Origin of the sequence: Flavobacterium sp. CLA17, from assembly GCF_013112255.2 — a bacterium.
Taxonomy (GTDB): domain Bacteria; phylum Bacteroidota; class Bacteroidia; order Flavobacteriales; family Flavobacteriaceae; genus Flavobacterium; species Flavobacterium circumlabens.
Window position 1 is genome coordinate 65,608 of record NZ_CP068294.1, and the last position, 22,953, is coordinate 88,560.

23 protein-coding genes and 1 tRNA gene are annotated in these 22,953 nt (G+C 36.3%); 9 read left to right on the forward strand and 15 right to left on the reverse strand.

Features of this window, described 5'->3' with window-relative positions; translation table 11 throughout:
* Positions 1-33: 33 nt before the first annotated feature.
* A complete protein-coding gene (locus tag HAV12_RS00270) occupies positions 34-270 on the reverse strand; it encodes an acyl carrier protein (protein ID WP_007137004.1) in 237 nt (78 codons plus the stop codon).
* Positions 271-445: 175 nt separating this feature from the next.
* On the opposite strand from HAV12_RS00270, the gene purN reads away from it, so the two are divergent.
* Positions 446-1,009 carry a phosphoribosylglycinamide formyltransferase gene (purN, locus tag HAV12_RS00275; protein WP_171567976.1) on the forward strand — a complete coding sequence of 188 codons (564 nt, stop codon included), beginning with the start codon at positions 446-448 and terminating at the stop codon, positions 1,007-1,009.
* Positions 1,010-1,239: 230 nt separating this feature from the next.
* Positions 1,240-1,716 (forward strand): ribonuclease HI, encoded by a 477-nt coding sequence (gene rnhA, locus HAV12_RS00280; RefSeq protein ID WP_132032581.1) that lies wholly within the window; start codon positions 1,240-1,242, stop codon positions 1,714-1,716.
* A gap of 53 nt (positions 1,717-1,769) precedes the next feature.
* Here rnhA and HAV12_RS00285 read toward each other — a convergent pair whose 3' ends face one another.
* Complete coding sequence (locus HAV12_RS00285; protein WP_132032583.1) at positions 1,770-2,117, reverse strand: DUF6249 domain-containing protein; 348 nt, start codon at positions 2,115-2,117, stop codon at positions 1,770-1,772.
* A gap of 441 nt (positions 2,118-2,558) precedes the next feature.
* Between HAV12_RS00285 and HAV12_RS00290 the strand changes: the two genes are divergently transcribed.
* From HAV12_RS00290 to HAV12_RS00315, 6 genes are all read left to right on the forward strand, one after another.
* Positions 2,559-3,146 carry an RNA polymerase sigma factor gene (locus tag HAV12_RS00290; RefSeq protein WP_171567977.1) on the forward strand — a complete coding sequence of 196 codons (588 nt, stop codon included), beginning with the start codon at positions 2,559-2,561 and terminating at the stop codon, positions 3,144-3,146.
* The gene (locus HAV12_RS00295) at positions 3,130-3,531 is read left to right on the forward strand and encodes a hypothetical protein (protein WP_132032587.1); all 402 of its coding nucleotides are present in this window, start codon (positions 3,130-3,132) and stop codon (positions 3,529-3,531) included. The genes HAV12_RS00290 and HAV12_RS00295 overlap by 17 nt, the downstream gene beginning before the upstream one ends.
* A 69-nt stretch (positions 3,532-3,600) precedes the next feature.
* Positions 3,601-3,855, forward strand: a complete 255-nt coding sequence (locus tag HAV12_RS00300; protein WP_132032589.1) for a hypothetical protein — start codon at positions 3,601-3,603, stop codon at positions 3,853-3,855.
* Positions 3,813-4,154 carry a type II toxin-antitoxin system RelE/ParE family toxin gene (locus tag HAV12_RS00305; protein WP_171567978.1) on the forward strand — a complete coding sequence of 114 codons (342 nt, stop codon included), beginning with the start codon at positions 3,813-3,815 and terminating at the stop codon, positions 4,152-4,154. Before HAV12_RS00300 ends, HAV12_RS00305 begins: the two co-directional genes overlap by 43 nt.
* Before the next feature lie 211 nt (positions 4,155-4,365).
* The gene (locus HAV12_RS00310) at positions 4,366-5,289 is read left to right on the forward strand and encodes a PfkB family carbohydrate kinase (RefSeq protein WP_171567979.1); all 924 of its coding nucleotides are present in this window, start codon (positions 4,366-4,368) and stop codon (positions 5,287-5,289) included.
* Between the two features lie 82 nt (positions 5,290-5,371).
* Complete coding sequence (locus tag HAV12_RS00315; protein WP_171567980.1) at positions 5,372-7,270, forward strand: amidophosphoribosyltransferase; 1,899 nt, start codon at positions 5,372-5,374, stop codon at positions 7,268-7,270.
* A 522-nt stretch (positions 7,271-7,792) separates the two neighbouring features.
* On the opposite strand, the gene HAV12_RS00320 is transcribed toward HAV12_RS00315, so the two are convergent.
* From HAV12_RS00320 to HAV12_RS00335, 4 genes are all read right to left on the reverse strand, one after another.
* Complete coding sequence (locus HAV12_RS00320) at positions 7,793-8,404, reverse strand: superoxide dismutase (protein WP_132032597.1); 612 nt, start codon at positions 8,402-8,404, stop codon at positions 7,793-7,795.
* 138 nt (positions 8,405-8,542) lie between these two features.
* A complete protein-coding gene (pth, locus tag HAV12_RS00325; RefSeq protein ID WP_171567981.1) occupies positions 8,543-9,169 on the reverse strand; it encodes an aminoacyl-tRNA hydrolase in 627 nt (208 codons plus the stop codon).
* A gap of 759 nt (positions 9,170-9,928) precedes the next feature.
* A complete protein-coding gene (locus tag HAV12_RS00330; RefSeq protein WP_132032601.1) occupies positions 9,929-10,540 on the reverse strand; it encodes a 50S ribosomal protein L25/general stress protein Ctc in 612 nt (203 codons plus the stop codon).
* Positions 10,541-10,660: 120 nt separating this feature from the next.
* A complete protein-coding gene (locus tag HAV12_RS00335; protein ID WP_132032603.1) occupies positions 10,661-11,602 on the reverse strand; it encodes a ribose-phosphate pyrophosphokinase in 942 nt (313 codons plus the stop codon).
* A 289-nt stretch (positions 11,603-11,891) separates the two neighbouring features.
* Between HAV12_RS00335 and HAV12_RS00340 the strand changes: the two genes are divergently transcribed.
* Positions 11,892-11,971: transfer RNA gene (locus HAV12_RS00340), tRNA-Leu, on the forward strand.
* A 50-nt stretch (positions 11,972-12,021) separates the two neighbouring features.
* Here HAV12_RS00340 and HAV12_RS00345 read toward each other — a convergent pair.
* The 9 genes from HAV12_RS00345 to HAV12_RS00385 form a co-directional block, all read right to left on the reverse strand.
* On the reverse strand, positions 12,022-12,273 hold the full coding sequence (locus tag HAV12_RS00345) for a type II toxin-antitoxin system RelE/ParE family toxin (protein WP_171567983.1): 252 nt from the start codon (positions 12,271-12,273) through the stop codon (positions 12,022-12,024).
* Between the two features lie 3 nt (positions 12,274-12,276).
* Positions 12,277-12,546: a type II toxin-antitoxin system Phd/YefM family antitoxin gene (locus HAV12_RS00350; protein ID WP_171567984.1), complete on the reverse strand. Its 270-nt coding sequence runs from the start codon at positions 12,544-12,546 to the stop codon at positions 12,277-12,279.
* 54 nt (positions 12,547-12,600) lie between these two features.
* Positions 12,601-13,062, reverse strand: coding sequence for an OsmC family protein (locus HAV12_RS00355; RefSeq protein ID WP_171567985.1), 462 nt, complete (start codon positions 13,060-13,062; stop codon positions 12,601-12,603).
* Between the two features lie 245 nt (positions 13,063-13,307).
* Positions 13,308-14,492 carry an aldose epimerase family protein gene (locus HAV12_RS00360; RefSeq protein WP_171567986.1) on the reverse strand — a complete coding sequence of 395 codons (1,185 nt, stop codon included), beginning with the start codon at positions 14,490-14,492 and terminating at the stop codon, positions 13,308-13,310.
* Between the two features lie 105 nt (positions 14,493-14,597).
* Entirely contained in the window at positions 14,598-16,106 is a 1,509-nt protein-coding gene (araA, locus tag HAV12_RS00365; protein ID WP_132032631.1) for an L-arabinose isomerase, read from the reverse strand.
* Between the two features lie 156 nt (positions 16,107-16,262).
* Complete coding sequence (locus HAV12_RS00370) at positions 16,263-16,964, reverse strand: L-ribulose-5-phosphate 4-epimerase (RefSeq protein WP_171567987.1); 702 nt, start codon at positions 16,962-16,964, stop codon at positions 16,263-16,265.
* Positions 16,948-18,639, reverse strand: a complete 1,692-nt coding sequence (locus HAV12_RS00375; protein ID WP_171567988.1) for a ribulokinase — start codon at positions 18,637-18,639, stop codon at positions 16,948-16,950. The genes HAV12_RS00370 and HAV12_RS00375 overlap by 17 nt, the downstream gene beginning before the upstream one ends.
* A 168-nt stretch (positions 18,640-18,807) precedes the next feature.
* Positions 18,808-20,793, reverse strand: a complete 1,986-nt coding sequence (locus HAV12_RS00380) for an alpha-L-arabinofuranosidase C-terminal domain-containing protein (RefSeq protein WP_171567989.1) — start codon at positions 20,791-20,793, stop codon at positions 18,808-18,810.
* 165 nt (positions 20,794-20,958) lie between these two features.
* Entirely contained in the window at positions 20,959-22,941 is a 1,983-nt protein-coding gene (locus HAV12_RS00385; protein WP_171567990.1) for a glycoside hydrolase family 127 protein, read from the reverse strand.
* Between the last annotated feature and the right edge of the window lie 12 nt (positions 22,942-22,953).

Consider the following 22,953-nt stretch of genomic DNA (forward strand, 5'->3'; position numbering starts at 1 on the left):
ATTTGAGTTTTTTAGAATTCGGGTGTGGTATTATTATTTTTTAGCTTCCTCGATATAAGAAATAGCTTGACCAACAGTAGCAATGTTTTCTGCTTGATCGTCTGGAATTTGGATATCAAATTCTTTTTCGAATTCCATAATAAGCTCAACAGTGTCTAATGAGTCAGCCCCTAAATCATTAGTGAAGCTTGCTTCTGTTACAACTTCGTTTTCGTCAACGCCTAATTTGTCTACGATAATCGCTTTTACTCTTGATGCAATGTCTGACATAATCTTTAATTTTAGAATTTAATTTGTTGGCAAAAATAAAAAACTTTATTTTAAAACAACTATTTAGTTTATAAATGTGATACTAATTTATAAAATTAATTTCAAGAAAGCCCTTTTAATACTATTTATTTTCGTTTTTTATTCCGTTTTTTGCATTCTCAAAATAAATTCGATTATGAAAAAAATTATTGTTTTTGCCTCAGGATCAGGGAGTAATGCCGAAAATATCATAAAACATTTTGCAAAAACGAAAATCGCAAAAGTCGTTTCGGTTTTTACCAATAATGCTTCGGCAAAAGTTATCGAAAGAGCCAAAAATTATCAAATTCCTGTCGAAATCTTCTCTAAAACAGAACTTTTAGAAAGAAATTTATTGCAAAAAATACAGGAAATCGATCCGGATCTGATTGTCCTTGCCGGCTTCTTATTGAAATTCCCGGACCATATAATTGAACAGTATCCTCATAAAATTATCAACATTCATCCTGCGCTTTTACCTAATTACGGGGGAAAAGGTATGTATGGAATGCACATTCACAGGGCAATAGTAAACAACAAAGAAAAAGAAACCGGAATCTCTATTCATTATGTAAATGAACATTATGATGAAGGCGGTATTATTTTTCAGAAAAATGTACTGCTGACAGAAGAAGATACACCGGAAACAGTGGCCGAAAAAATCCATGAATTGGAACAAAAGTATTTTCCGGAAATTATTTCCAGATTATTAGAATGTTAGATTTTTGGATCGTTAGATATTTAGACTTCTTAGATTGTTAGATTTTTGGATTATTAGACTCTTTAGATATTAGAAGTATTTAAGCATGCCTAATAGAAATACAGAAAGTCTAAAATCCTACATTCTAAGCTGTCTAAGATCCAGCAATCCAAAATCTAAAGATCCAGCAATCCAAAAATCTAACAATCTAAGAAGTCTAAATATCTAACGATCTAAGAAGTCTAAAAAAAATGAATCACGAAGTACATATATATACAGACGGCGCTGCAAAAGGAAATCCGGGTAACGGAGGTTATGGCGTAGTCATGGAATTGGTTGGAACACCGCATAAAAAAGAATTTTACGAAGGCTTTCGCCTGACAACAAACAACAGAATGGAACTTTTGGCGGTAATTGTTGGTTTGGAGAAATTAAAAAACCCAAATATGAAAGTACTTGTGATTTCTGATTCTAAATACGTCGTGGATTCCGTTGAAAAAAAATGGGTTTTAGGCTGGGAAAAAAAGAAATTTGCCGGCAGGAAAAATTCAGATTTATGGAAACGGTTTTTAGTGATCTACCGCAAACATCAGGTCGATTTTAAATGGATAAAAGGCCATAACAATCACCCGCAAAACGAACGTTGTGACCAACTGGCCGTTATGGCATCAATGCAGCCCAAACTTTCTGTAGATGTTTATTACGAAACCATCGGGTCTAAAGAATAAAAAAACGCATCTGCTGCGGCAAATGCGTTTTCTTTACTAACTTAAATTCTTATTTATTCTTTGTCTAAGTCTTTTGCTGCTTTAAATCCGGTCAAAAGTCCAATTCCTGCCATTATAAAGATAATAGATGGATAAACGGCACCATCTTCTAAAGAAGTGTAAGTGGTAATCAGCAACGCAAGAAAAATTCCAACGCCGCTGCCGATTAATAAAAAAGCCAGATTAACAACTAAGATTTTCCAGATCGGAACACCTTTTTCCCTGCCTTGCAAAAAAATGCTGGCATCGACACCTTTTTCTATAAGTGCCAAACGTTCCCGGTTTCTGGTGGAATAAATAAGATAAACAATCCCGAAGATCATTAGAAAAAAACTAAGTGGTACTAAAATTCCTGCTAACATAATATTTTGTTTTTAATTGATTGATACTTCATAAGACGAGAGGAGTTTTATTTAGGTTACAGATTTTAGTGAAAATTTCAATTTTTAAGTCCCAAATTCCAAAAAATACTGGTTATCAACTAATTTTGAGGCTTTAAAAATCTTATCAACGTTTATAAAACAATAAAGTTCGTATCGCCATTTTTGTCATCTCGACGAAGGAGAGATCACACGCGAAACCCGACAACGATTGTCGATTTACTTTGCAGAGCTTCTAGTGTGATCTCTCCTTCGTCGAGATGACAATATTGTGTTTAAACTTTGAATTCCTTGATTATATATTATAAGGAGGAATTTGGAATTTTATTTTTTGGAATTTCCTTTTGAGTCACCAATTAAAAAATTTGAATTTATTTTTCAAATCTTTGTAACCTAATTAAAGTAACTGTCGTCCTATATAATATGAGTACTTTAAATGATCAGCATTATATCAACAAAATTCTGCAGGGTGAGACCAATGCGTTTGCCGTGCTGGTAGATCGATATAAGGATATGATCTTTAGCCTGGCACTCAAAATGGTTAAAAACCGCGAGGAGGCCGAAGAAGTGGCACAAGATACTTTTATTAAGATTTACAATTCCTTAAGTAAGTTTAAAGGAGATTCTAAATTCTCAACCTGGAGTTATAAAATCGCCTACAATACCTGCTTAGACCGTTTGAAGAAAAATAAAAAAGAAGAAAACAATATCTCGATTGATGAGTTTTCGGCACATTTAATAAAAACAATGGACAATGCACTGAGTGCATTAGAAGACAAAGAACGAAAGCAGACCATTCAGAATTGTCTAAATTTACTGCCCGGAGAAGACAATATCATCCTGACTTTATTTTATTTTGACGATCAGAGTCTGGAAGAAATTGGAAAAATCATGAATATTTCAGCCAACAATGCTAAAGTAAAATTATTCAGAAGCAGACAAAAACTGGCTGTTATCCTTAAGAAGCAATTAGAACCCGAAATACTGGAGTATTATGACAGAGCGCGATAAAAACATAGAAAATCTTATTGATAAAATGATGGCCGAAAACACTTTGGAATCACCATCTATTGACTTCACTTCAAAAATAATGACTCAGGTTTTAGCGGCTGAAAAGAGCAAAATCAAAGCCTACCAACCTTTGATTTCCAAAACAACCTGGATACTTATGGGTGCAGGTTTAGCTGCTTTGATTGCTTATTCGCTTTATTCCAGTAGCGACACTTCTGCTTTAGAAACCTCTCAATTGTATTTAAATTTAGATAAAGCTTCTGCCCTATTTTCAGGAATTCATTTTTCTAAAAACATATTGTATGGGGTTTTAATCGTTCCTTTTATGATCTTAATTCAGATTGGGGTTTTGAAAAATTATTTTGACAAGAAGTATGAGTTGTAGATTTAATCTTTTTTAACTTATTTGAAATTCAAATTGTTGTAATTTTGTTAGGTCTTTAATTTTAATCAAATGATACAAAAAACCATCACTCCCAAAGATAAAATTGTCAATCTTTCTTTTGAGATTCCAAAAAATTATATTGGAAAAGCATTGACAGTATCAATTGATTTCGAAGACGAAAGCGATCAGAATGAAATAGAATTATCTAAAGAAGATTTTTTAAAATGGATAAAAACTGCTGAAAAATCTCCAACAATGTCTTTAGAAATGTTTAATGAAAAATGGGAAGAGAAAAAGCTGAAAATACAAAACAATATACGTTAGATATTTCTGAACATTATTTTCTGAATTTAGAAGAAATTGTAAATTACATCGCATTCGAAAAACATCAGCCTTTAAATGCAATTAAAGTTGGTAATGGAATAAATAAAGCAATGGCTAAGATAATCCATAATCCTTTACTTTATTCCGAATGTGAAAATATTCCAACTAAAACCAAAATTTACAGGGAAGCTTCTTATAAAACATGGCTCATTATATTTAAGATAAAGAAAAACCACATTACAATTCTTGGTGTTTTGAGCGGAAAGAGAAAAGCTTCTTCTTTTAGAAAAATCAGATAGAAATTTTAAAGCTTTTTTCAAAAATAAAACTTGCGATTCAAATCCGGAAATCCTATTTTAAGCACTCTATTGAATCAAATATAATTTACTCATTTACAATAGTTTTAGACCCGAAAACGATATTGTTTTTTTATGAAAATTTTGAGAGTGTAAACCGTTGCAATATTGTAACTTATGAAGTATCTTTGCACCCTAATTCGAAATTCATAAAATGAATAAATTATTGATTGTTGGAACAGTTGCTTTCGACGCGATTGAAACTCCTTTCGGAAAAACAGATAAAATTTTAGGTGGTGCTGCGACGTACATTGGTTTATCAGCATCTTTTTTTAACCTGCAATCGGCCATTGTTTCTGTAGTTGGTGACGATTTTCCTCAAGAACATTTAGATTTACTGACTTCAAAAAATATTGATATCTCCGGTATCGAAATTGTAAAAGGCGGAAAAACCTTTTTCTGGAGCGGTTTATACCACAACGATTTAAACTCCAGAGACACTCTGGTTACGGAACTTAACGTTTTAGCTGATTTTCAGCCTAAAGTTCCTCAAAACTTCAAAGATGCTGATGTTGTCATGTTAGGAAACTTACATCCGCTGGTACAAAGCAGTGTTTTGGATCAAATGGAGAAAAAACCAAAATTAGTAGTTTTAGATACTATGAATTTCTGGATGGACTGCGCTTTACCGGAATTACTTGAAGTAATTAAACGTGTAGACGTTATCACAATAAACGACGAAGAAGCAAGACAGCTTTCGGGAGAATATTCATTAGTAAAGGCGGCGAACAAAATCCAGGAATTGGGACCAAAATATGTGGTGATCAAAAAAGGAGAACACGGCGCACTTTTATTCCACAACAGAGAAGTATTTTTTGCACCGGCATTACCTTTAGAAGATGTTTTTGATCCAACAGGAGCCGGAGACACTTTCGCAGGAGGTTTTTCAGGATTTATTGCACAAAGTGAAAACATTTCGTTCGGGAACATGAAAAACGCAATTATTTATGGTTCAAATCTCGCTTCATTCTGCGTAGAGAAATTTGGAACCGAAAGGATGCAAACATTAAGCAAAGCTGAAGTAGCGATTCGATTACAGCAATTTAAATCGTTAACTCAGTTTGACATAGAAATATAATGCCTGAGAGCCTCGATAAAACGGGGCTTTTTTTATTACGTTAATACACACAACTTACAACAACAACACAAATACAAAAAAAATGAGCGACGCGTTAAAACACGAATGTGGTATAGCCTTAGTTAGACTTCTGAAACCGCTTGAATATTACAAAGAGAAATACGGAACTGCTTTTTACGGGATACAAAAAATGTACCTGATGATGGAGAAGCAGCACAACCGTGGTCAGGATGGTGCAGGTTTTGCAAGCATCAAACTTGATGTTGAAGCCGGACAACGCTACATCAGCAGAGTTCGTTCGAATCATTCACAACCCATCCAGGATGTTTTTGCACAGATCAATGACCGCATCAATGAAGAAATGACTGCACATCCTGAATATGCCAATGATGTTGAAAAACAAAAAGCGAACATACCTTATATAGGAGAGTTATTTTTAGGTCACGTTCGTTACGGGACTTTCGGTAAAAACAGTATCGAAAGCGTACATCCCTTTTTACGTCAGAGTAACTGGATGCACCGTAATCTTATTTTGGCAGGTAACTTTAATATGACGAATGTTAAAGAACTTTTCGAAAACTTGGTAGAGCTTGGACAGCATCCGAAAGAAATGGCTGATACCGTTACTGTAATGGAAAAGATAGGTCACTTTCTTGACAAAGAGGTAATGCAATTGTATCAGGACTGCAAACAAGAAGGCTATTCTAAAAGAGAAGCTTCTCCTGTTATTGCAGAACGTCTGGATATCGCAAAAATATTGGCCCGTTCGGCTAAAAATTTAGATGGAGGGTATGCAATGGCCGGTTTATTGGGTCATGGTGACGCTTTCGTTTTCAGAGACCCTGCAGGAATTCGTCCGGCATACTTTTATCAGGATGATGAAGTTGTGGTAGTCGCTTCTGAACGTCCTGTGATTCAAACTGTATTTAATGTTCCTTTTGAAAGTGTTCAGGAAATCGATCCGGGAAATGCTTTAATCATCAAAAAAAGCGGAAAAGTTTCGATGGAGCAAATCCTGGAACCAACTGTTAAAAAAGCCTGTTCTTTTGAACGAATTTATTTCTCAAGAGGAAGTGATGCTGAAATTTATCAGGAACGTAAAAACCTTGGTAAATTAATTTTGCCTGCTGTTCTTAAATCCATTGACAGTGATACAGATAATACTGTTTTTTCATACATCCCGAATACAGCTGAAACTTCTTTTTATGGTTTAGTAGAAGCTGCGCAGGATTTCCTGAATCAGCGTAAAAACAATTATATCTTAGAAAATAGAAATACACTTACTGCAGAAACCTTACAGGAATTATTAGCTGTAAAAATCCGCACAGAGAAAGTAGCGATTAAAGATGCCAAGCTAAGAACTTTTATTACCGAAGACAGCAGCCGTGATGATTTAGTAGCACACGTTTATGATGTGACTTACGGAGTGATTAAGCCTACGGACAATCTGGTTATTATTGATGATAGTATTGTTCGCGGTACGACTCTTAAAATGAGCATCATTAAAATGATGGATCGTCTAAAACCAAAACGCATCGTAATCGTTTCTTCAGCTCCGCAGATCCGTTATCCGGATTGTTATGGAATTGACATGGCAAAATTAGAAGGTCTTGTTGCTTTTAGAGCAGCACTGGCTTTATTGAAAGAAAGAAACTTATACCATATAGTAGACGAGGTTTACATTAAATGTAAAGCACAGGAAAACTTTGCTGATACAGATGTTGTCAATTATGTAACGGCTATCTATGATCAGTTTACGCCGGAAGAGGTTTCAGATAAAATTGCCGAAATGTTGAGTTCTCCGGAAATCAATGCTGAAGTAAAAATCATTTTCCAAAAAGTAGAGGATTTACATATCGCATGTCCTAAGAATCTGGGAGATTGGTATTTCACCGGAGATTATCCTACACCAGGTGGAAATCGTGTTGTAAACAGAGCTTTCATGAACTTTTATGAAGGAAAAGACGCAAGAGCGTATTAGACAATTATTAACAAAAGGTTAATTTGTGCATTTCATCGGTTTTTTTTGCCGTTAATCCTAAATGTTTGGCAAAATAGAAAAGCTACAATACTTTTGGGAAACCATAACATTAGTAGGTTAAGTTTATGGTAGATTTGGGGCAAAAAGGGTGGAAGCAATTCCACCTTTTTTATTGGAATAAAGTCAAGGATTTATTCAAAGTAAGAAATTACGTATTTCATCGAGTTTATTTGCATTTCATCTAAAATATTTGGCATTACAATACTGCTATCCTACATTTACTACACCATAACATTAGTAGGTTAAGTATATGGTAGATTTGGGGCAAAAAAGGTGGAAGAAATTCCGCCTTTTTTATTGGAATAAACTCTGGTGTGATGTGAAAAAGAGAATAGAGAATAGAGAATAGAATCAAGACGAGAGAGAGAATAGAATAAAGAAAATAGAGAGAAGAAAAATATAGACAAAAAAAAGACGGACAACCTTCAGGCTGTCCGTCTTTTTTCTTTATTCTATGCTCTACTATTTATCTAAAGCAAATCTTCTTGCTACTTCTGTCCAGTTAATTACACTGAAGAACGCTTCAATATAATCCGGTCTTCTGTTTTGGTAGTTTAAGTAGTAAGCATGTTCCCAAACATCCATTCCTAAGATTGGAGTTCCACCGTTACCAGCAACTTCTGGCATTAATGGGTTGTCTTGATTTGGAGTACCTACAACTTCTAACTTTCCTCCTTTTTGCACTGTTAACCAAGCCCATCCTGAACCGAATTGTGTAGCACCTGCTTTAGCAAACTTAGCTTTAAATTCTTCAAAAGTTCCAAAAGAAGCTTCGATTGCAGCCAATAAATCACCAGTTGGTAATCCGCCTCCGTCCGGAGACATCACTGTCCAGAACAAGTTGTGGTTGTAGAAACCTCCACCATTGTTACGAACCGCAGCGTTTGTTTTATCTAAGTTAATTAAGATATTTTCTATTGTTTTACCTTCTAAATCTGTTCCCGCAATTGCAGCGTTAAGATTTGTTGTGTAGGCATTATGATGTTTTGAATGGTGAATTTCCATTGTACGGGCATCAATATGTGGTTCTAATGCATCATATGCATAAGGTAATTGTGGTAATTCAAAAGCCATGATATTATGATTTTATGGTTTATAATAATTTATTCCAAATTTAAACATTTAACTTTGGAATAGAAAATACTATTTCGTTATAATTTGATTTAATTAATTGACAATCTGATTTTTTAAGGTTTAAATAGCTGTAAATCTTTATTTTCCATTAAAAGTCGTCATTGTGTTTTCTAATCCGGCAGTTCCGAATGACCTGATAATTTCTGAAGCAACTTCTAAACGTTCCGGCAGTTTTGCTTTTTCTTCTTCGTCCCAATCTCCTAAAACGTAATCAACCTGCTGTCCTTTTTTAAACTGATCACTGATCCCAAATCTGAAACGGGTGTATTGCTGTGTATTTAAAACGAGATTGATATTCTTTAATCCGTTATGACCTCCGTCACTGCCTTTTGGTTTGATTCGGATGGTTCCGAAAGACAGGTTTAAATCGTCTGTAATGACCAAAATATTCTCTAATGGAATGTTTTCCTTATCCATCCAGTATTTAACGGCTTTACCGCTTAAATTCATGTAAGTGTTTGGTTTAAGCAGAAAAAAGGTTCTCCCTTTAAATTTATATTCTGCCAGTGCACCCAATTTTACGGTTTCGAAAGAAAGACTTTCTTTTCTGGCTAAAAAATCCAGTACTTTAAATCCAATGTTGTGTCGTGTATTTACGTATTCGGCTCCTATGTTTCCTAGTCCTACGATTAAATATTTCTTCATATAATCTGTGTTCTCTTCTTTTTGTATTGATGAAAACAGTTTTGTTATCCATTTTATCATGTCTGCAAAAATAGGGTTAATTTGGTAATTAGAAAATGTGTCAATTAGATAATTTGAATTGCGCATGGGTTTAACTGCAAAGAACGCAATCCCGATAACTATCGGGATACGCTAAGTGCGCTAAAAATGGTAGGCAGATGACATGGATTTAAATGGATTTGTGCCGATTTTATTTTGCTTTGTTAGCTTTTTGCTTGCATTTTTGTCATCCTGAGCGAAGTTGAAGGACGGCAAAGTACTTCATTTTAGATTGTCGAGCTCCTTGTGTAGCTTCGACTTCGCTCAGCCTGACATCTGTAGCCTTGTCATTTTTTGTACCTCTGAACCTTTGCAACTTTGCAACTTTGAACCTTTTTCCTTATAAAACTAAATTTTCCGGCTAGCCCTGAGACAGAAGCGGAATCCTTTTTCTTGCTTCTTTAACAAGGAAAAGATATAGCGGATGGCAGGAATATCTCGTGTTGAAAAATCTGAAATTTCTGCTTCTAAAAAAAATGCTGATTTTATTGCGCGTAGGTTTAACCGCAAAGAACGCAAGGTTTTTTTGCGCAAGGTTCGCTGGTGCATGCGGATGGTGCTGGTTAAACGGATTTACGCGGTTTTTTGTAGGGACTTCTCCTGAGGATTTTGGATTGCTCAGTCTGCTATATTGAAGATAATTCTTTCTTAGAACCTTAGTACCTCAGCATCTCAGAACCTCTAAAAACAAAAAAAGCACCAATCTTTCGATTGATGCTTTTGTATTGAATTTGAAAAAAATTATTTTTTCTTTCCTTTTGCAGGAGCTTTTGCAGCTTTTGCAGCCTCTTGAGCAGCTTTCATAGCAGCACGAGAGATTCTTACCTGAGCAACAACAGTGTTTTCCGGGTGCATCACTTTGTAGTCTGGCGTACCAACTTTAGTAACATATAATTTGTTACCCATTTCAAGTGGCGTAATGTCAGCTTCAACAAAATCAGGAAGATTTTTAGGTAAAGCTTTTACTTTTAATTTACGAGTGTTCAAACGTAAAACACCACCTGCAAGAACACCTTTTGATGTACCTACAACTTTTACAGGAACTTCCATAGTGATTTCTTTGTCATCAAATAACTGAAAGAAGTCAATGTGTAAAATTTTGTCAGATACCGGGTGAACCTGAATATCCTGTAAAATTGCATTGAATGATTTTCCTTTTCCAAGCTCAATCACAACTGTGTGTGCGTTTGGAGTGTAAACCAAGTTTTTGAATGCCGCAGCCTCCGCTGAGAAATGTACTGCCTGATTTCCTCCGTATAACACGCAAGGAACCGCTCCAGCATTACGTAAGGCTTTAGTTGACACTTTGCCCACGCTTTCTCTTTCTGATCCTTTAATTGTAATCGATTTCATTGTAAAAAAATATAGTTATTAATAAATATTCAACTGCTTTAAGCTTTAAGCACTAGGCTTTAGGCTTTTTTAAAAATGAGTAACAAAGCTTATGGCTTACAGCCTAAAGCGTATTGCTTCTTACATTATAAATTTTCCACTAATGGAATTGTTGTGGTGCACCATGTGCATAACTTCAGCAAAAAGAGGCGCACAACTCACTACTCTTATTTTCTTTGATTCTTTCTTTAACGGAATAGAATCGGTAACGATTAACTCGCTTAATTTTGAGTTTTCTATTTTTTCGTAGGCGTCACCGGATAAAATAGCGTGTGTACAAATTGCTCTAACGCTTAATGCTCCTTTTTCGATCATTAAATCGGCAGCTTTCGCTAATGTTCCACCCGTATCGATCATATCGTCTACCAATATTACGTTACGGCCTTTTACTTCACCAATCAGTTCCATGGTATCGATAACGTTGGCTGCTTTTCTTTGTTTGTAACAGATTACTACATCTGATTCCAGAAACTTAGAGTACGCATATGCTCTTTTTGAACCTCCCATATCCGGAGATGCAATGGTCAGATTTTCTAATCCTAAACTTTCTACGTATGGTAAAAAGATGGTCGAGGCAAATAAATGATCTACCGGTTTTTCGAAAAACCCCTGAATTTGATCTGCGTGCAAATCCATTGTCATTACTCTTGTTGCTCCGGCAGCATCTAATAAATTAGCTACTAATTTTGCTCCAATCGGAACTCTCGGTTTGTCTTTTCTGTCCTGCCTTGCCCAACCGAAGTATGGCATAACAGCTGTAATATGTCTTGCTGATGCGCGTTTTGCAGCATCAATCATTAATAACAATTCCATCAAATTATCGGCTGTTGGAAATGTTGAGCACACGATAAAAACACGTAATCCTCTGATTGATTCTTCGTAAGATGGCTGAAACTCACCATCACTGTACGTTGACATCGTTACTTTTCCTAACGGAATCCCGTATTGTTCTGCAATTTTTTCTGCAAGATAAACACTTTGTGAACAAGCAAAAATTTTAGCTTCTGGTTCTAGGTGCGACATTATAATTTGTTGTTTTTGCTCCGCTGCGCTTAGTACAATCAAGCTTCACCATTTTCGGTAAAACAAAATAAATATAAATGCCTCGGGTGTAGTTAGTTGTGTGTGCGTCGTTTTAACGAGGTGCAAATTTATAAAATTTATTGGACACTGAAAGGAAAATTTTAAGTATTTTTAGTAGCACATTTAATTTTATTTTTTACATTTGCACCGTGTTAAAGGAATGATGCCATTTATGACTTCATTTTATTGCGTTAAAATAATCAATTTTGATTGTTTTTTCGTCTGCTAAGCCCGGATGGCGGAATTGGTAGACGCGCTGGTCTCAAACACCTGTGGGAAACCGTGCCGGTTCGACTCCGGCTCCGGGTACAAAAACCTCTTCTTAACGGAAGAGGTTTTTTTGGTTTTATACGTTTTTTTTAGAATATAAACTTTTTAGGATTTTGATACGTATTCCAAAATCTTAACAATTCAATTTTGCTGTCTTCCGAAACCTTGTAATACAAAGTAATTTGTTTTGTTACCGAAACCTGATATGTTAGCAGTTCTATTAAATGATCCGTTTTTTCTATAAAATTATAAACATCTTGCAACGTCCAATCACTCTCTAAATATTCAATGTTCTTCCAATAATCAATTTTGGCAATATCTGTCCATATTATTTTCACCATGGATTACCTATTAAATAAATGTGGAAATCGTTTTTTGGTTTTTTCCATAACATCTTGGTGCGAATGTATTCTTCCATTGGCAACATCTTCTAAAGCTTCATCTATGGCCGCTTTTTGGTTATCACTTAATAAAGATTCGTCATCTTCTTCGTTTAACGGAATAACAACAAAAGAGCGCCCTTTACTTCTATGAATTATCAATTTTTCAGATTCAGCAAGGTCAAGATATTTTTTAATATTCCCTCTAAACTCTGTTACACTAACTGTTTTCATAATCGTATTTTTTACAAATGTACGCTTTTCTGTACGTCAATGTGTTTTCCGTATTTAAATTACCTCACAACTCGCCTCATGCAAAACAGGAAAATTACACGAGTTCGCAATAAAACACAACTGATTTGCTTTCTGATGTAGTCCTAGAGCTAATTCTATTTGTTCCGGATCTGAAATCTTTGCTTTAGGATTTAATCGAACTTCTGTAAAACGTCCGCTTCCGTCTGGTGAGACTTCCAGTGTTGCTTCGGCATGATCTGAATATTCCAGAACTTCTATTCCGTTTTGTGAGCAGACATATAAGTATGACATCATGTGGCAGGAAACCAGACTGCTCAACAGTAAATCTTCGGGATTGTATACTTGCGGATCACCTTTAAAGGCTTTTGCTGCGGAAACATTTAAAACAGGTTTCCCTTCAATTTTAATTTGATGACTTTTATTGTACAACTTTGAAACTGATTCTTGTTCTTTTTTTGAAGTCCAATTGAGTTCTGCTTTGAATAGATGTTTCATTTTGCTTTAGTTTACTTTGCTAAGTTACCATTTTTATATAGCTACTATTAATTAATCGCGCTAAGTCGCAGATTCGCAAAGTTTTTTCTGCCACTAATTTCACGAATTTTCACTAATTAAAATTAACCATCCTGATTTGTGTAAATTAGTGCAATTCGTGGCAAACTTTACTCAATAAAAAACCTCAAAAGCATAACTTTCGAGGTTTCTTAGAGAATTACTAAACTAATAAACAAATTCTAAAACTATTTTTTTACAGAAAATTTAAAAGTAGTTTTAGTTTTATAATTTTCTCCCGGGTTTAAAACCGTTGTCGGGAAGTTTTTCTGGTTTGGAGAATCCGGATAATGCTCTGTTTCTAAACAAAGTCCGGTTCTGTGTGCATATTTTCCGCCGTCGCGTGTTGGTAAAGTTCCGTCAAGGAAATTCCCGGAGTAAAACTGAATTCCAGGTTCGTCGGTTGTCATTTCCAGCACTCTTCCACTTGCAGCGTGGTACACTTTTGCTACGATTGTTTTTCCTTTTTCAGGATTGTTCAGTACCCAGCAATGATCATATCCTTTTCCTCTTTCTAATTGCTCGTTCTTCACTTCGATGTCTTTTCCAATTAATTTTGGTGTTCTGAAATCGAAAGGCGTATTAGCAACATCCTCTAATTTTCCTGTCGGAATAAGCGTTGCATCCACCGGAACTAATTGATCAGCATTTAAAGTCAATTCGTGATCTAAGATTGTTTTCGAAAAATCTCCGGATAAATTGAAGTATGAATGTTGTGTCAAATTCACAATTGTTTTCTTATCGGTTGATGCTTCATAAAGCACTTCCAGCTCATTATCATTTGTCAGCGTATAGGTTACAAAAACCTGTAAGTTTCCGGGATACCCTTCTTCTAAATCTTTACTTAAATACGATAATTTCAAAGAAGCTGTATTTCCTGATTTTACCTCATCGGCTTTCCAAACAACATTGAAAAATCCCTGCGGCCCACCGTGCAAAGCATTTGGCGCATTATTGATGGCTAATTGATACTCTTTTCCGTCTAAAGAGAATTTCCCTTTAGCGATTCTATTTCCGTATCTTCCGATCAAAGCTCCGAAAAACGGATTCTCTTTCTCGTATTGTGCCAAAGAATTAAATCCGATTACTACATTTTCAGAAACTCCCTCTTTATTTGGTACTTTCAAATCTGTAATTCTTCCACCAAAAGTGATGATGTCGACTTCCATCCCATTTTGGTTTTTTAATTTGTAACTATCGACTTTTTCTCCTTTTGCAGTGGTTCCGTAAGCTGATTTTTCAATTGTAATCGTAGCTTTTTCATCTGTTAAAACTGCTTTTGCATCTGTTTTTTTATCGCTTTTGCATTGAACTGAAACCGCAGCCAAACTCAAAAGGCTAATTCCAAAAACGCAACGTTTTAATACATTCATAAATGATATTTTTTAGTTTTGGTTAAATGTTAGATGTTAAAAGTTAAAAATAGCAAATTAAAATTCAAGATAAAACCTTTGCCACTTTGAACCTTTGCACCTTAATTAAAGTCCATGCTGAAACAGATGATAATATGCTTCATTCGCATTGATTTTATCTTTAAAGTCCCTTACCGTAGTCCTTTCATCAATAACTAATAATTCGATTCCGGCGATATCTGCAAAATCTTCCATATATTCTGTCGTGATGGCCTGACTATAAACCGTGTGATGTGCTCCACCGGCTAGAATCCAGGCGGTTGCTGCGATATCAAGATTTGGTTTACAGTCCCATAAAACTCTCGCCACCGGTAATTTTGGTAAATCTGCCAATGGTTTAATGGCTTCCACTTCGTTTACAATCAAACGGAAACGATTCCCCATATCTACTAAAGAAACATTGATTGCCGCTCCAGCAGGTGAATTGAATACCAAACGGGCGGGATCTTCTTTTCCTCCAATTCCTAACGGATGCACCTCGCAGGAAGGTTTTGACTCTGCAATTGACGGGCAAATTTCCAACATATGCGATCCCAAAACGTATGATTTCTGAGGCGTGAAATGATAGGTATAATCTTCCATGAAGGAAGTTCCTCCTTCAAGACCCACGTTCATAACTTTTAATGCACGAACCATTGCAGCCGTTTTCCAGTCGCCTTCGCCACCAAAACCGTAACCATCCGCCATTAATCTTTGTGTCGCAATTCCTGGTAATTGTTTCCAGGCTCCAAGGTTTTCAAATGTATCTGTAAAAGCTCCAAAACCTCCTTCTTCAAGGAAAGCTCTTAAGCCTAATTCTATTTTTGCTGCTTCAACTAATGAACTTCTTTGTGCTCCGCCTTCTTTTAAAGAATCGGTTAAAGAATAAGATGATTCGTAAATGGCTAATAAATCGTTTAATTGTTGCTCTGTTACCTTATCAATATGTTTCGTCACATCTGAAGAATCATATCCGTTAACCGACATTCCAAAACGAATCTGGGCTTCTACTTTATCGCCTTCTGTAACGGCAACCTCACGCATATTGTCTCCGATGCGGGCTACTTTTAAGTTTTGAAGTTCGTCCCATCCTAAAGCTACTCTTGTCCACACTCCTAATTTGTTTAAAACACGTGGATCTTCCCAATGTCCAACCACCACTTTACGTTTTTTACGCATTCTGGACATGATAAAACCAAATTCACGATCTCCGTGAGCGGATTGATTCAGGTTCATGAAATCCATGTCGATAGTTCCCCACGGAATTTCAGCATTGTATTGTGTGTGTAAATGGCACAGGGGTTTCTTTAGAATGCTTAATCCTCCAATCCACATTTTAGCTGGAGAAAAAGTATGCATCCAGGCAATAAGACCGATACAGTTTTTAGTGGAATTTGCTTCTAAACATAAATCTAAAATTTGCTTAGGCGATTTTAAGGTGTCTTTGCAAATTATTTTTACCGGAATGTGTGATGAAGCGTCTAAACCTTTTGCCATAATTGCAGCATGTTCCGCTACTAATTTTAAAGTTTCCGGTCCGTATAATTCCTGGCTTCCTACTACAAACCAAACTTCTTTTTGAGATATATCTATCATGTCTTTTTATTTTGTTTCAAGTTTTCTTTGTTTCAAGTTGTTGAACCGTCTAAAATCTTTGTTATTTTATTGTCTTTTTTATTCTTGTTTCAAGTTTCAGGTTTCACGTTCCAACAACTTGAAACAAAAAAAACCTGAAACCTAAAACAAAATTTTCTATTGCCCGTAATACGAATCTTTTCCGTGTTTACGATTGTAATGTTTTTTTATCAGGGAATCTTTCAATCTTGGTGCGTTTGGATTTATCTGTAAAGTCAGGTAGGCCATTTCGGCTACGACTTCTAAAACCTTGCTGTTGTAAACTGCTTTGGCTGCATTTTTTCCCCAGGCAAAAGGACCGTGGTTTCCAATCAAAATCATTTCTACTTCTTCGTAGGAAAGGTTTTTTTCCTTGAAACAATCCAGAATCTGAATTCCGGTATTGTGTTCGTAATTTCCTTCGATGAGCGAATCGGCCATCGGGGGCGCACACGGAATGTCTGACGTTAAATGATCGGCATGTGTGGTTCCGAAAATCGGAATATCACGTTGCGACTGTGCCCAGGCCACAGAATAAGTGGCATGAGTATGAGCCACTCCACCAATATTTGGCCAGTTTTTGTATAAATAAGCATGTGTTTTGGTGTCTGATGACGGACGCATGGTTCCTTCAATAATGTTATTATCAAAATCAACAATCACAATATCTTCCGGTTTTAAATCTTCGTAAGGAACGCCGCTTGGTTTAATGGCAAAAACACCATTTTCTCTATCCACCGCGCTTACATTTCCAAAGGTATATACGACCAGATTCAATGCATTTAACTGCATGTTGGCTTCGTAACATTCCTGCTTTAAATCTTTATAACGAGAACTCATGTTGTGGTAATTTAATAGTTGGGTCTTCGTAAGCACTTAACTGATCGTATGCCAAAAGCAATTTATGATAAGCTGCTACTTTATTTAATTGAGGAAAATATTCTCCGTCAAAATCACTTCCTATTTTTTGACTTGCTTCAATTACATTCGGATAAATTCCTGCCGCAACGGCTGCGTAAATTGCCGCTCCCAAAGCCGGAGTCTGATCTGATGCTGCAATTTTAATGGGTTTGTTTAAAACATTCGCCAAAGTCTGCATGATAAAAGGCGATTTTCTGGCAACGCCTCCAATTCCGATAACGCTGTCAATTTTTACACCTTCTTCTTCAAAACGATCCACGATTTTTTTCGCTCCAAAGCAAATTGCGTTTACCAATGCTTTGAAAATATGAGGCGCTTTTGTTCCTAAAGATAAATTCGAAATTGCGCTTTTTAATTCCTGATTGGCGTCTGGAGTTCTTCTTCCGTTAATCCAGTCCAAAGCAATTGGAAGACTGTCTGAAACCGGGATTTTTTCTGCTTCTTTTGTCAGTTCCACAATTAATTTATCGCTGAATTCTTCTCTTAATTGTTCTTTCTGAGTGTCACTTAAAATAGAAGAAGAATCTAATAAATGATCGGTTGGCCAAAGCAATAATTCTTTGTACCAGGCCAATAAATCGCCAAAAGCAGATTGTCCTGCCTCTAAACCGATATAACCCGGAATTACGGATCCGTCAACTTGTCCGCAGATTCCGCGAACGGTTTTGGTCCCTACTTCTTCTTTCGAACCTACTAAAATATCGCAGGTTGAAGTTCCCATAACGCGAACTAAGGTGTTCTCGCCAATTTTTGCTCCAACAGCTCCGGAATGTGCATCGAAAGTTCCTACGGCTACGATTGTATCTGTCGAAAGTCCTAAACGATCTGCCCATTCTTTGCTTAAATTTCCGGCAACTACATCTGATGTATACGTTTCATCATATAAATTACCGCGAAGTGTTGCCAGATACGGATGTAATTTTTCTAAGAATTCCACTGGTGGTAAACCATTCCAGTCTTCGTGCCACATCGCTTTATGACCCGCGGCGCAACGGCTTCTTTTGAATGTCTTTAAATCTTTATCTTCAATTAATAAATACGTCATTAAATCGCAGTGCTCCATCCAGGTGTGCGCCGCATTTCTAACGGCTTCATCTTCTCTGGCAATGTGCAGGATTTTCGCCCAAAACCATTCCGATGAATAAATTCCGCCTACATATTTTGTTACGTTTTCTCCGCCCCAGCTTACTGCCAGTTCATTGATTTCGTTTGCTTCATTTATCGAGGTATGATCTTTCCATAATACCATCATTGCATTCGGATTTTCTTCAAAACCTTTTGTCAATGCCAACGGAATTCCTTCTTTGGTTACAGGAACGGGAGAAGACCCGGTGGTATCAATACAAATTCCGCGTACTTGAAACGGATCAACTCCGCTCTCTTTTACAACAGTTTGTATCGTAATTTCTAAACCTTCAATATGGTCCAGAGGATGCTGACGAAACTGATTTACAGCTGCGTCACAATATTGCTTGTTTTTCCATCTTTTATAAGGAGAAACATTGGATGCCAGCTCTTGTCCATTTTCAGTATCTATCAGCATCGCCCGAACAGAATCTGTTCCGTAGTCCAATCCTATAACGTAATTTTTCATGCGAAATTCATTTTATAATAATGACAAATATAAATATAAATAATTTATAAGTGTGTAAAAAACACTTAATAAAAATAAGGGCTTGTATTTTTGCAAATAATGCATCAAAACAAGGATTTAGGATAAAAACAAAAAATAAACGTTTCATTTACATTTATTCTGTTGCGATTATTTCATCTTAATTTTCAAAACCGTAACCGAGTATGCCGGGAAATCGTATTTAACCTTGCTTCCGTATACCTTAAATTCACTTTCTTTCGGACTGATTTTAGTTGGAGTTTCAAAAGAATTCTCATCGTTTATTCCGTCTCCTTTTAAAATTATGGCCGTTCCTTTTGCTTCTAATTTGGCTCCTTTTAAATCAATTGTCACATTCTGAGACGCTGCTGAAGTGTTCACAATCTTCAGAATTACTTCCTTCGAATTGACATCTTTTACTGCAGATGCAAACAACTCATTTTGTCCCGTGACTGCTTTTCCGTCTTTTGTAATATTGATTAAATCGGTTCCTTTATTATTAGAGAATAATTTCTGAACATAATAATTTGGTGTTCCGTAGGATTGTAAGTTGTTGAACCAAATCATATCAGGTGTCCATTGCCAGCCTTCTACGTGAGCCAATAACGGCGCATAAGATGTCAGGTGAACCACCTCAGCATTACGCTCCATTCCGGTCATAAAAGCAGCTTCAGAAAAAGCACACTCCCAGTTGTTTTTATTGTCCGGACTTGCAATTGCTACACTTTGCGCTGCATATTCTCCGGCAAAAATCTTTGGTCCTTTACGGTCGTAATTGTCGTAACGGGTTGCATTTTTACGGAACCAGGCCGGATCTTTGTAATAGTGCTCGTCAACGATTTCGGCGTTTAGTTTTTTAAGCTCTTTCATGCCGTAATCAAAATAATCTCCGTCAGGAAATGGTCCTGTTCCGGAAACGATTGTAATGTTTGGATATTTATCTTTAATGGCTTTTTGGAACACTTTGAAACGTTCGATATAATCCGGTCCCCATTGCTCATTTCCAACTCCGATATGTTTTAAATTAAATGGTTTTGGATGTCCCATATCAGCTCTCACTTTTCCCCACGCTGTTGTTTGATCGCCATTTGCAAATTCAATTAAATCTAAAGCATCTTGTACATACGGATCGATTTGATCCATCGGAACTAATTCTCCTGTATTGAACTGACAAGCCATTCCGCAACTTAAAATGGGTAATGGAGCAGCGCCTATATCTTCAGAAAGTTGGAAATATTCAAAGAAACCTAAACCAAAACTCTGGAAATAATCCGGTGCCGGACGGTGTGCAAATTCCATATTCCAACGGTTTATTGCCGTTTCTCTTTCTTCGACTTTTCCAACTGATTTTTTCCATTGGTAACGTTCTGCCAAAGTTCTTCCTTCCACAATACATCCGCCCGGAAAGCGCAAAAACCCTGGCTTCAAATCGTATAATAATTGTACAAGATCAGACCGCATCCCGTTTTTTCTTCCTTTCCAGGTATCTTCCGGAAACAACGAAATATTATCTAAATCGATAACTCCGTTTCCTTCAAAAGTAATTTTCAGTTTTGTCTTAGCTTCTGTTGATGTAGAGGTTAACTGAGCAGTATAATCTGTCCAGTCTTTTGATGTTGGAGCAATCGAAGTTTCGCCTAAAACTTTATTATCCTTATCTATAAATTGAAATTTGATCTTGGTAATGTTTCCTGATAATTTTGAAGCTTTTAAAGACAGATTGTATTTGAGGCCTTTCTTAATTCCCATTCCTCTAAAACCTTCATTAATCAATTCATAACCGCTTGCATCTTTAAGAGTAACCCTGCAATAATTATGATTGGTTCCTTGGTTTGAATACTGAACTACAGTGGCAATTCCGGATTGCTGATTTAATTTATGACGGTCGCTGTTGGGTTCATTCCATCCCATCATTGGAAACAGAAATTCGAAAGATCTGTTTTTAATCATTTCTGCATATAAACCTCCATCAGCAGCAAAATTGATGTCTTCAAAAAACACTCCGTACATCGTTGGCTGAATTTTGGTTACTGTTTTTGCAACATCAACCTGAAGATTATTTTTTTGTGCCGAAGCATAAAAGCCGTTCAGCAATAAACCACAAAGGGTAATTTTAGTAATTAAATTGGACTTCATTTTTATTTAATTTTTTGTTTTATGGCACGCGGATGACGCGGATAAAAACGGATTTTTATTTTTGTTATGTTGAATGTTTTCTCACAGATTTAGCAGATCGAGCAGATTTTTTTAATCCTTTAATCTATGGCATTATCTTTATTCTATACTCTATTCTCTTTACTCTTAATTCTTATAATCCAACCAAACTTTCATTTTTCCAACTCCTCTGTTTGACCAGCTGTAATAGGGTATTGCTTTGAATTTTGAATTTTCAATCACGTTTACACCTTGCAATAAATTAGGTTCTTTTTTTACTTTGAAAGTATCTCCGGATGCTACATTTATTTTATCGAAATTGCTTTTGTTGTCGATTTCTTCAACGGCGTAAACGATTGGTCCGTATTCTAAAGAAACTTTATTTTTATTGGTTTCTACTTTTGCATTTGTTTCTACTTCCTGGACTTCCATTGGGAAATTAAGCTGGATTTTATCTCCTTTTTTCCAATTTCTGGTAATCTTGAAATAACCGGCTTCCGGCTGAATAGCTAATGTTTCTCCATTCAGATTAATGGTTGCTTTTTGGGTGGATGCTTTTTTATAAGAATATAAATCGCCCGGCAAAACTTCATTTCTTGCCCAACCCGGAACTCTCAGTTTGATCGTGAATTGACTTTCTTTTTTCGGGTTAACTGAGATCGCTACTTTTCCGTTCCAAGGATATCCGGTTTGCTGTGAAATCTGTAGATCGGTTTTTCCTAAAGTGAAGGATGCGTTGTTCGAAGCATACAAATTCACATATAGAACATCTTTTGATTTTGAATAAATCAATCCCGGAATCGAAGGCACAAATCGAATTAAATTTGTTGGACAGCAAGAGCAATCAAACCAAGCCTGACGTGTGCAAGATCCTCTGTTTGATTTGAAAACGCCATCAGATTCTAAGGCATTTGGATAGAAAAATTCTTTTCCGTCTAATGAAATTCCGGAGATTAATCCGTTATACATGGTCCTTTCGATCACGTCAAAATATTGCGATTTCCCCGTCAAATTATGTAGTCTGTGGTTCCAATATACATCACCAATTGCTGCACAGGTTTCGTTATATGCGGTTAAATTTGGCAATTCGTAATTGGTTCCAAAAGCTTCTCCGTCATGTCTGGAACCAATTCCACCTGTGATATACATTTTTTTGCTGACCATGTTATTCCACAAATTGTTTACGGCTTCGGTATAGGCTTTGTCTTTTGTTATGGCGGCAATATCGGTCATTCCGGCGTACATGTAAACGGCTCTTACGGCGTGGCCAACGACTTCGTTTTGCTGTACCACCGGAATATGATCCTGTGCATATTCGCCATATAATTTATGATTGTTGGGATTTCCGCGATTGTCGAGAAAGTATTTTGCCAGTTTCAGATACGCTTCTTTTCCGGTAATTTGATACAGTTTGATCAAACCTGTTTCTACAATCTGATGCCCTGGAACTCCTTTTACCTGACCTGGTTTGTCGCCAAAAGTTTTGACTAACAAATCTGCATTTTTAATAGCAATATCAAGGAAATTTCTTTTCCCCGTAGCTTCATAATGTACGACAGCGGCTTCAATCAAATGTCCCGAATTATAGCATTCGTGACTGATTTGTAATGATTCCCAACGTTTTCCTTCGATAACCGGAACCCAGGGCGCTGGCGGTTTTGCCGGATTTATTGTCCTCCACGTGGTCAAGTAACCGTCCTTTTCCTGACCAATTTTTACAATGGCAATCAAGGAATCTAAAACGCGATCTAATTTTGGGTTTGGTGCGCTGATTAAGGTATTCGAAGCGCCTTCGATAATCTTATAAACATCGGTATCATCAAAAGGCATTTGCCCTCTCACTTCTCCTGTTTTTTGTTTTCCTGCAATTAAGAAATTCTCAAAACGGCCTTCTTCATTACATTTTTGAATGGCGTATGCAATCGTAATTTCCTGGACTCTTTTAATTATAGGCAACCAAAAAGAATCGGTCAGTTTTACATTCTGAATGTTGACCGGTTCAATTTCGTAACCTGCTTTTAAGGCCGAAGTTTTATTCAATACTACGACATCATTCTTTGTTTCTTTACAGGAAATCAGAATGAGAAGTGATAGGAAAATAGCTACTATGTGAAACGTATATTTTTTCATTGCATTGAATAT

Excerpts from the sequence above, each read along its gene's own strand:
- HAV12_RS00350 (WP_171567984.1), bottom strand. The coding sequence starts at position 12,546 with ATGAAAACAGTTAGTGTAACAGAGTTTAGAGGGAATATTAAAAAATAT.
- HAV12_RS00385 (WP_171567990.1), bottom strand. The coding sequence starts at position 22,941 with ATGAAAAAATATACGTTTCACATAGTAGCTATTTTCCTATCACTTCTC.
- HAV12_RS00330 (WP_132032601.1), bottom strand. The coding sequence starts at position 10,540 with ATGAAATCGATTACAATTAAAGGATCAGAAAGAGAAAGCGTGGGCAAA.
- HAV12_RS00380 (WP_171567989.1), bottom strand. The coding sequence starts at position 20,793 with ATGAAGTCCAATTTAATTACTAAAATTACCCTTTGTGGTTTATTGCTG.
- HAV12_RS00370 (WP_171567987.1), bottom strand. The coding sequence starts at position 16,964 with ATGAGTTCTCGTTATAAAGATTTAAAGCAGGAATGTTACGAAGCCAAC.
- HAV12_RS00305 (WP_171567978.1), top strand. The coding sequence starts at position 3,813 with ATGGGAAGAGAAAAAGCTGAAAATACAAAACAATATACGTTAGATATT.
- HAV12_RS00360 (WP_171567986.1), bottom strand. The coding sequence starts at position 14,492 with ATGAATGTATTAAAACGTTGCGTTTTTGGAATTAGCCTTTTGAGTTTG.
- HAV12_RS00375 (WP_171567988.1), bottom strand. The coding sequence starts at position 18,639 with ATGAAAAATTACGTTATAGGATTGGACTACGGAACAGATTCTGTTCGG.
- HAV12_RS00355 (WP_171567985.1), bottom strand. The coding sequence starts at position 13,062 with ATGAAACATCTATTCAAAGCAGAACTCAATTGGACTTCAAAAAAAGAA.
- HAV12_RS00300 (WP_132032589.1), top strand. The coding sequence starts at position 3,601 with ATGATACAAAAAACCATCACTCCCAAAGATAAAATTGTCAATCTTTCT.
- HAV12_RS00335 (WP_132032603.1), bottom strand. The coding sequence starts at position 11,602 with ATGTCGCACCTAGAACCAGAAGCTAAAATTTTTGCTTGTTCACAAAGT.
- HAV12_RS00290 (WP_171567977.1), top strand. The coding sequence starts at position 2,559 with ATGAGTACTTTAAATGATCAGCATTATATCAACAAAATTCTGCAGGGT.
- HAV12_RS00345 (WP_171567983.1), bottom strand. The coding sequence starts at position 12,273 with ATGGTGAAAATAATATGGACAGATATTGCCAAAATTGATTATTGGAAG.
- rnhA (WP_132032581.1), top strand. The coding sequence starts at position 1,240 with ATGAATCACGAAGTACATATATATACAGACGGCGCTGCAAAAGGAAAT.
- HAV12_RS00285 (WP_132032583.1), bottom strand. The coding sequence starts at position 2,117 with ATGTTAGCAGGAATTTTAGTACCACTTAGTTTTTTTCTAATGATCTTC.
- HAV12_RS00320 (WP_132032597.1), bottom strand. The coding sequence starts at position 8,404 with ATGGCTTTTGAATTACCACAATTACCTTATGCATATGATGCATTAGAA.
- HAV12_RS00295 (WP_132032587.1), top strand. The coding sequence starts at position 3,130 with ATGACAGAGCGCGATAAAAACATAGAAAATCTTATTGATAAAATGATG.
- HAV12_RS00310 (WP_171567979.1), top strand. The coding sequence starts at position 4,366 with ATGAATAAATTATTGATTGTTGGAACAGTTGCTTTCGACGCGATTGAA.
- pth (WP_171567981.1), bottom strand. The coding sequence starts at position 9,169 with ATGATAAAATGGATAACAAAACTGTTTTCATCAATACAAAAAGAAGAG.
- purN (WP_171567976.1), top strand. The coding sequence starts at position 446 with ATGAAAAAAATTATTGTTTTTGCCTCAGGATCAGGGAGTAATGCCGAA.
- araA (WP_132032631.1), bottom strand. The coding sequence starts at position 16,106 with ATGATAGATATATCTCAAAAAGAAGTTTGGTTTGTAGTAGGAAGCCAG.
- HAV12_RS00315 (WP_171567980.1), top strand. The coding sequence starts at position 5,372 with ATGAGCGACGCGTTAAAACACGAATGTGGTATAGCCTTAGTTAGACTT.
- HAV12_RS00270 (WP_007137004.1), bottom strand. The coding sequence starts at position 270 with ATGTCAGACATTGCATCAAGAGTAAAAGCGATTATCGTAGACAAATTA.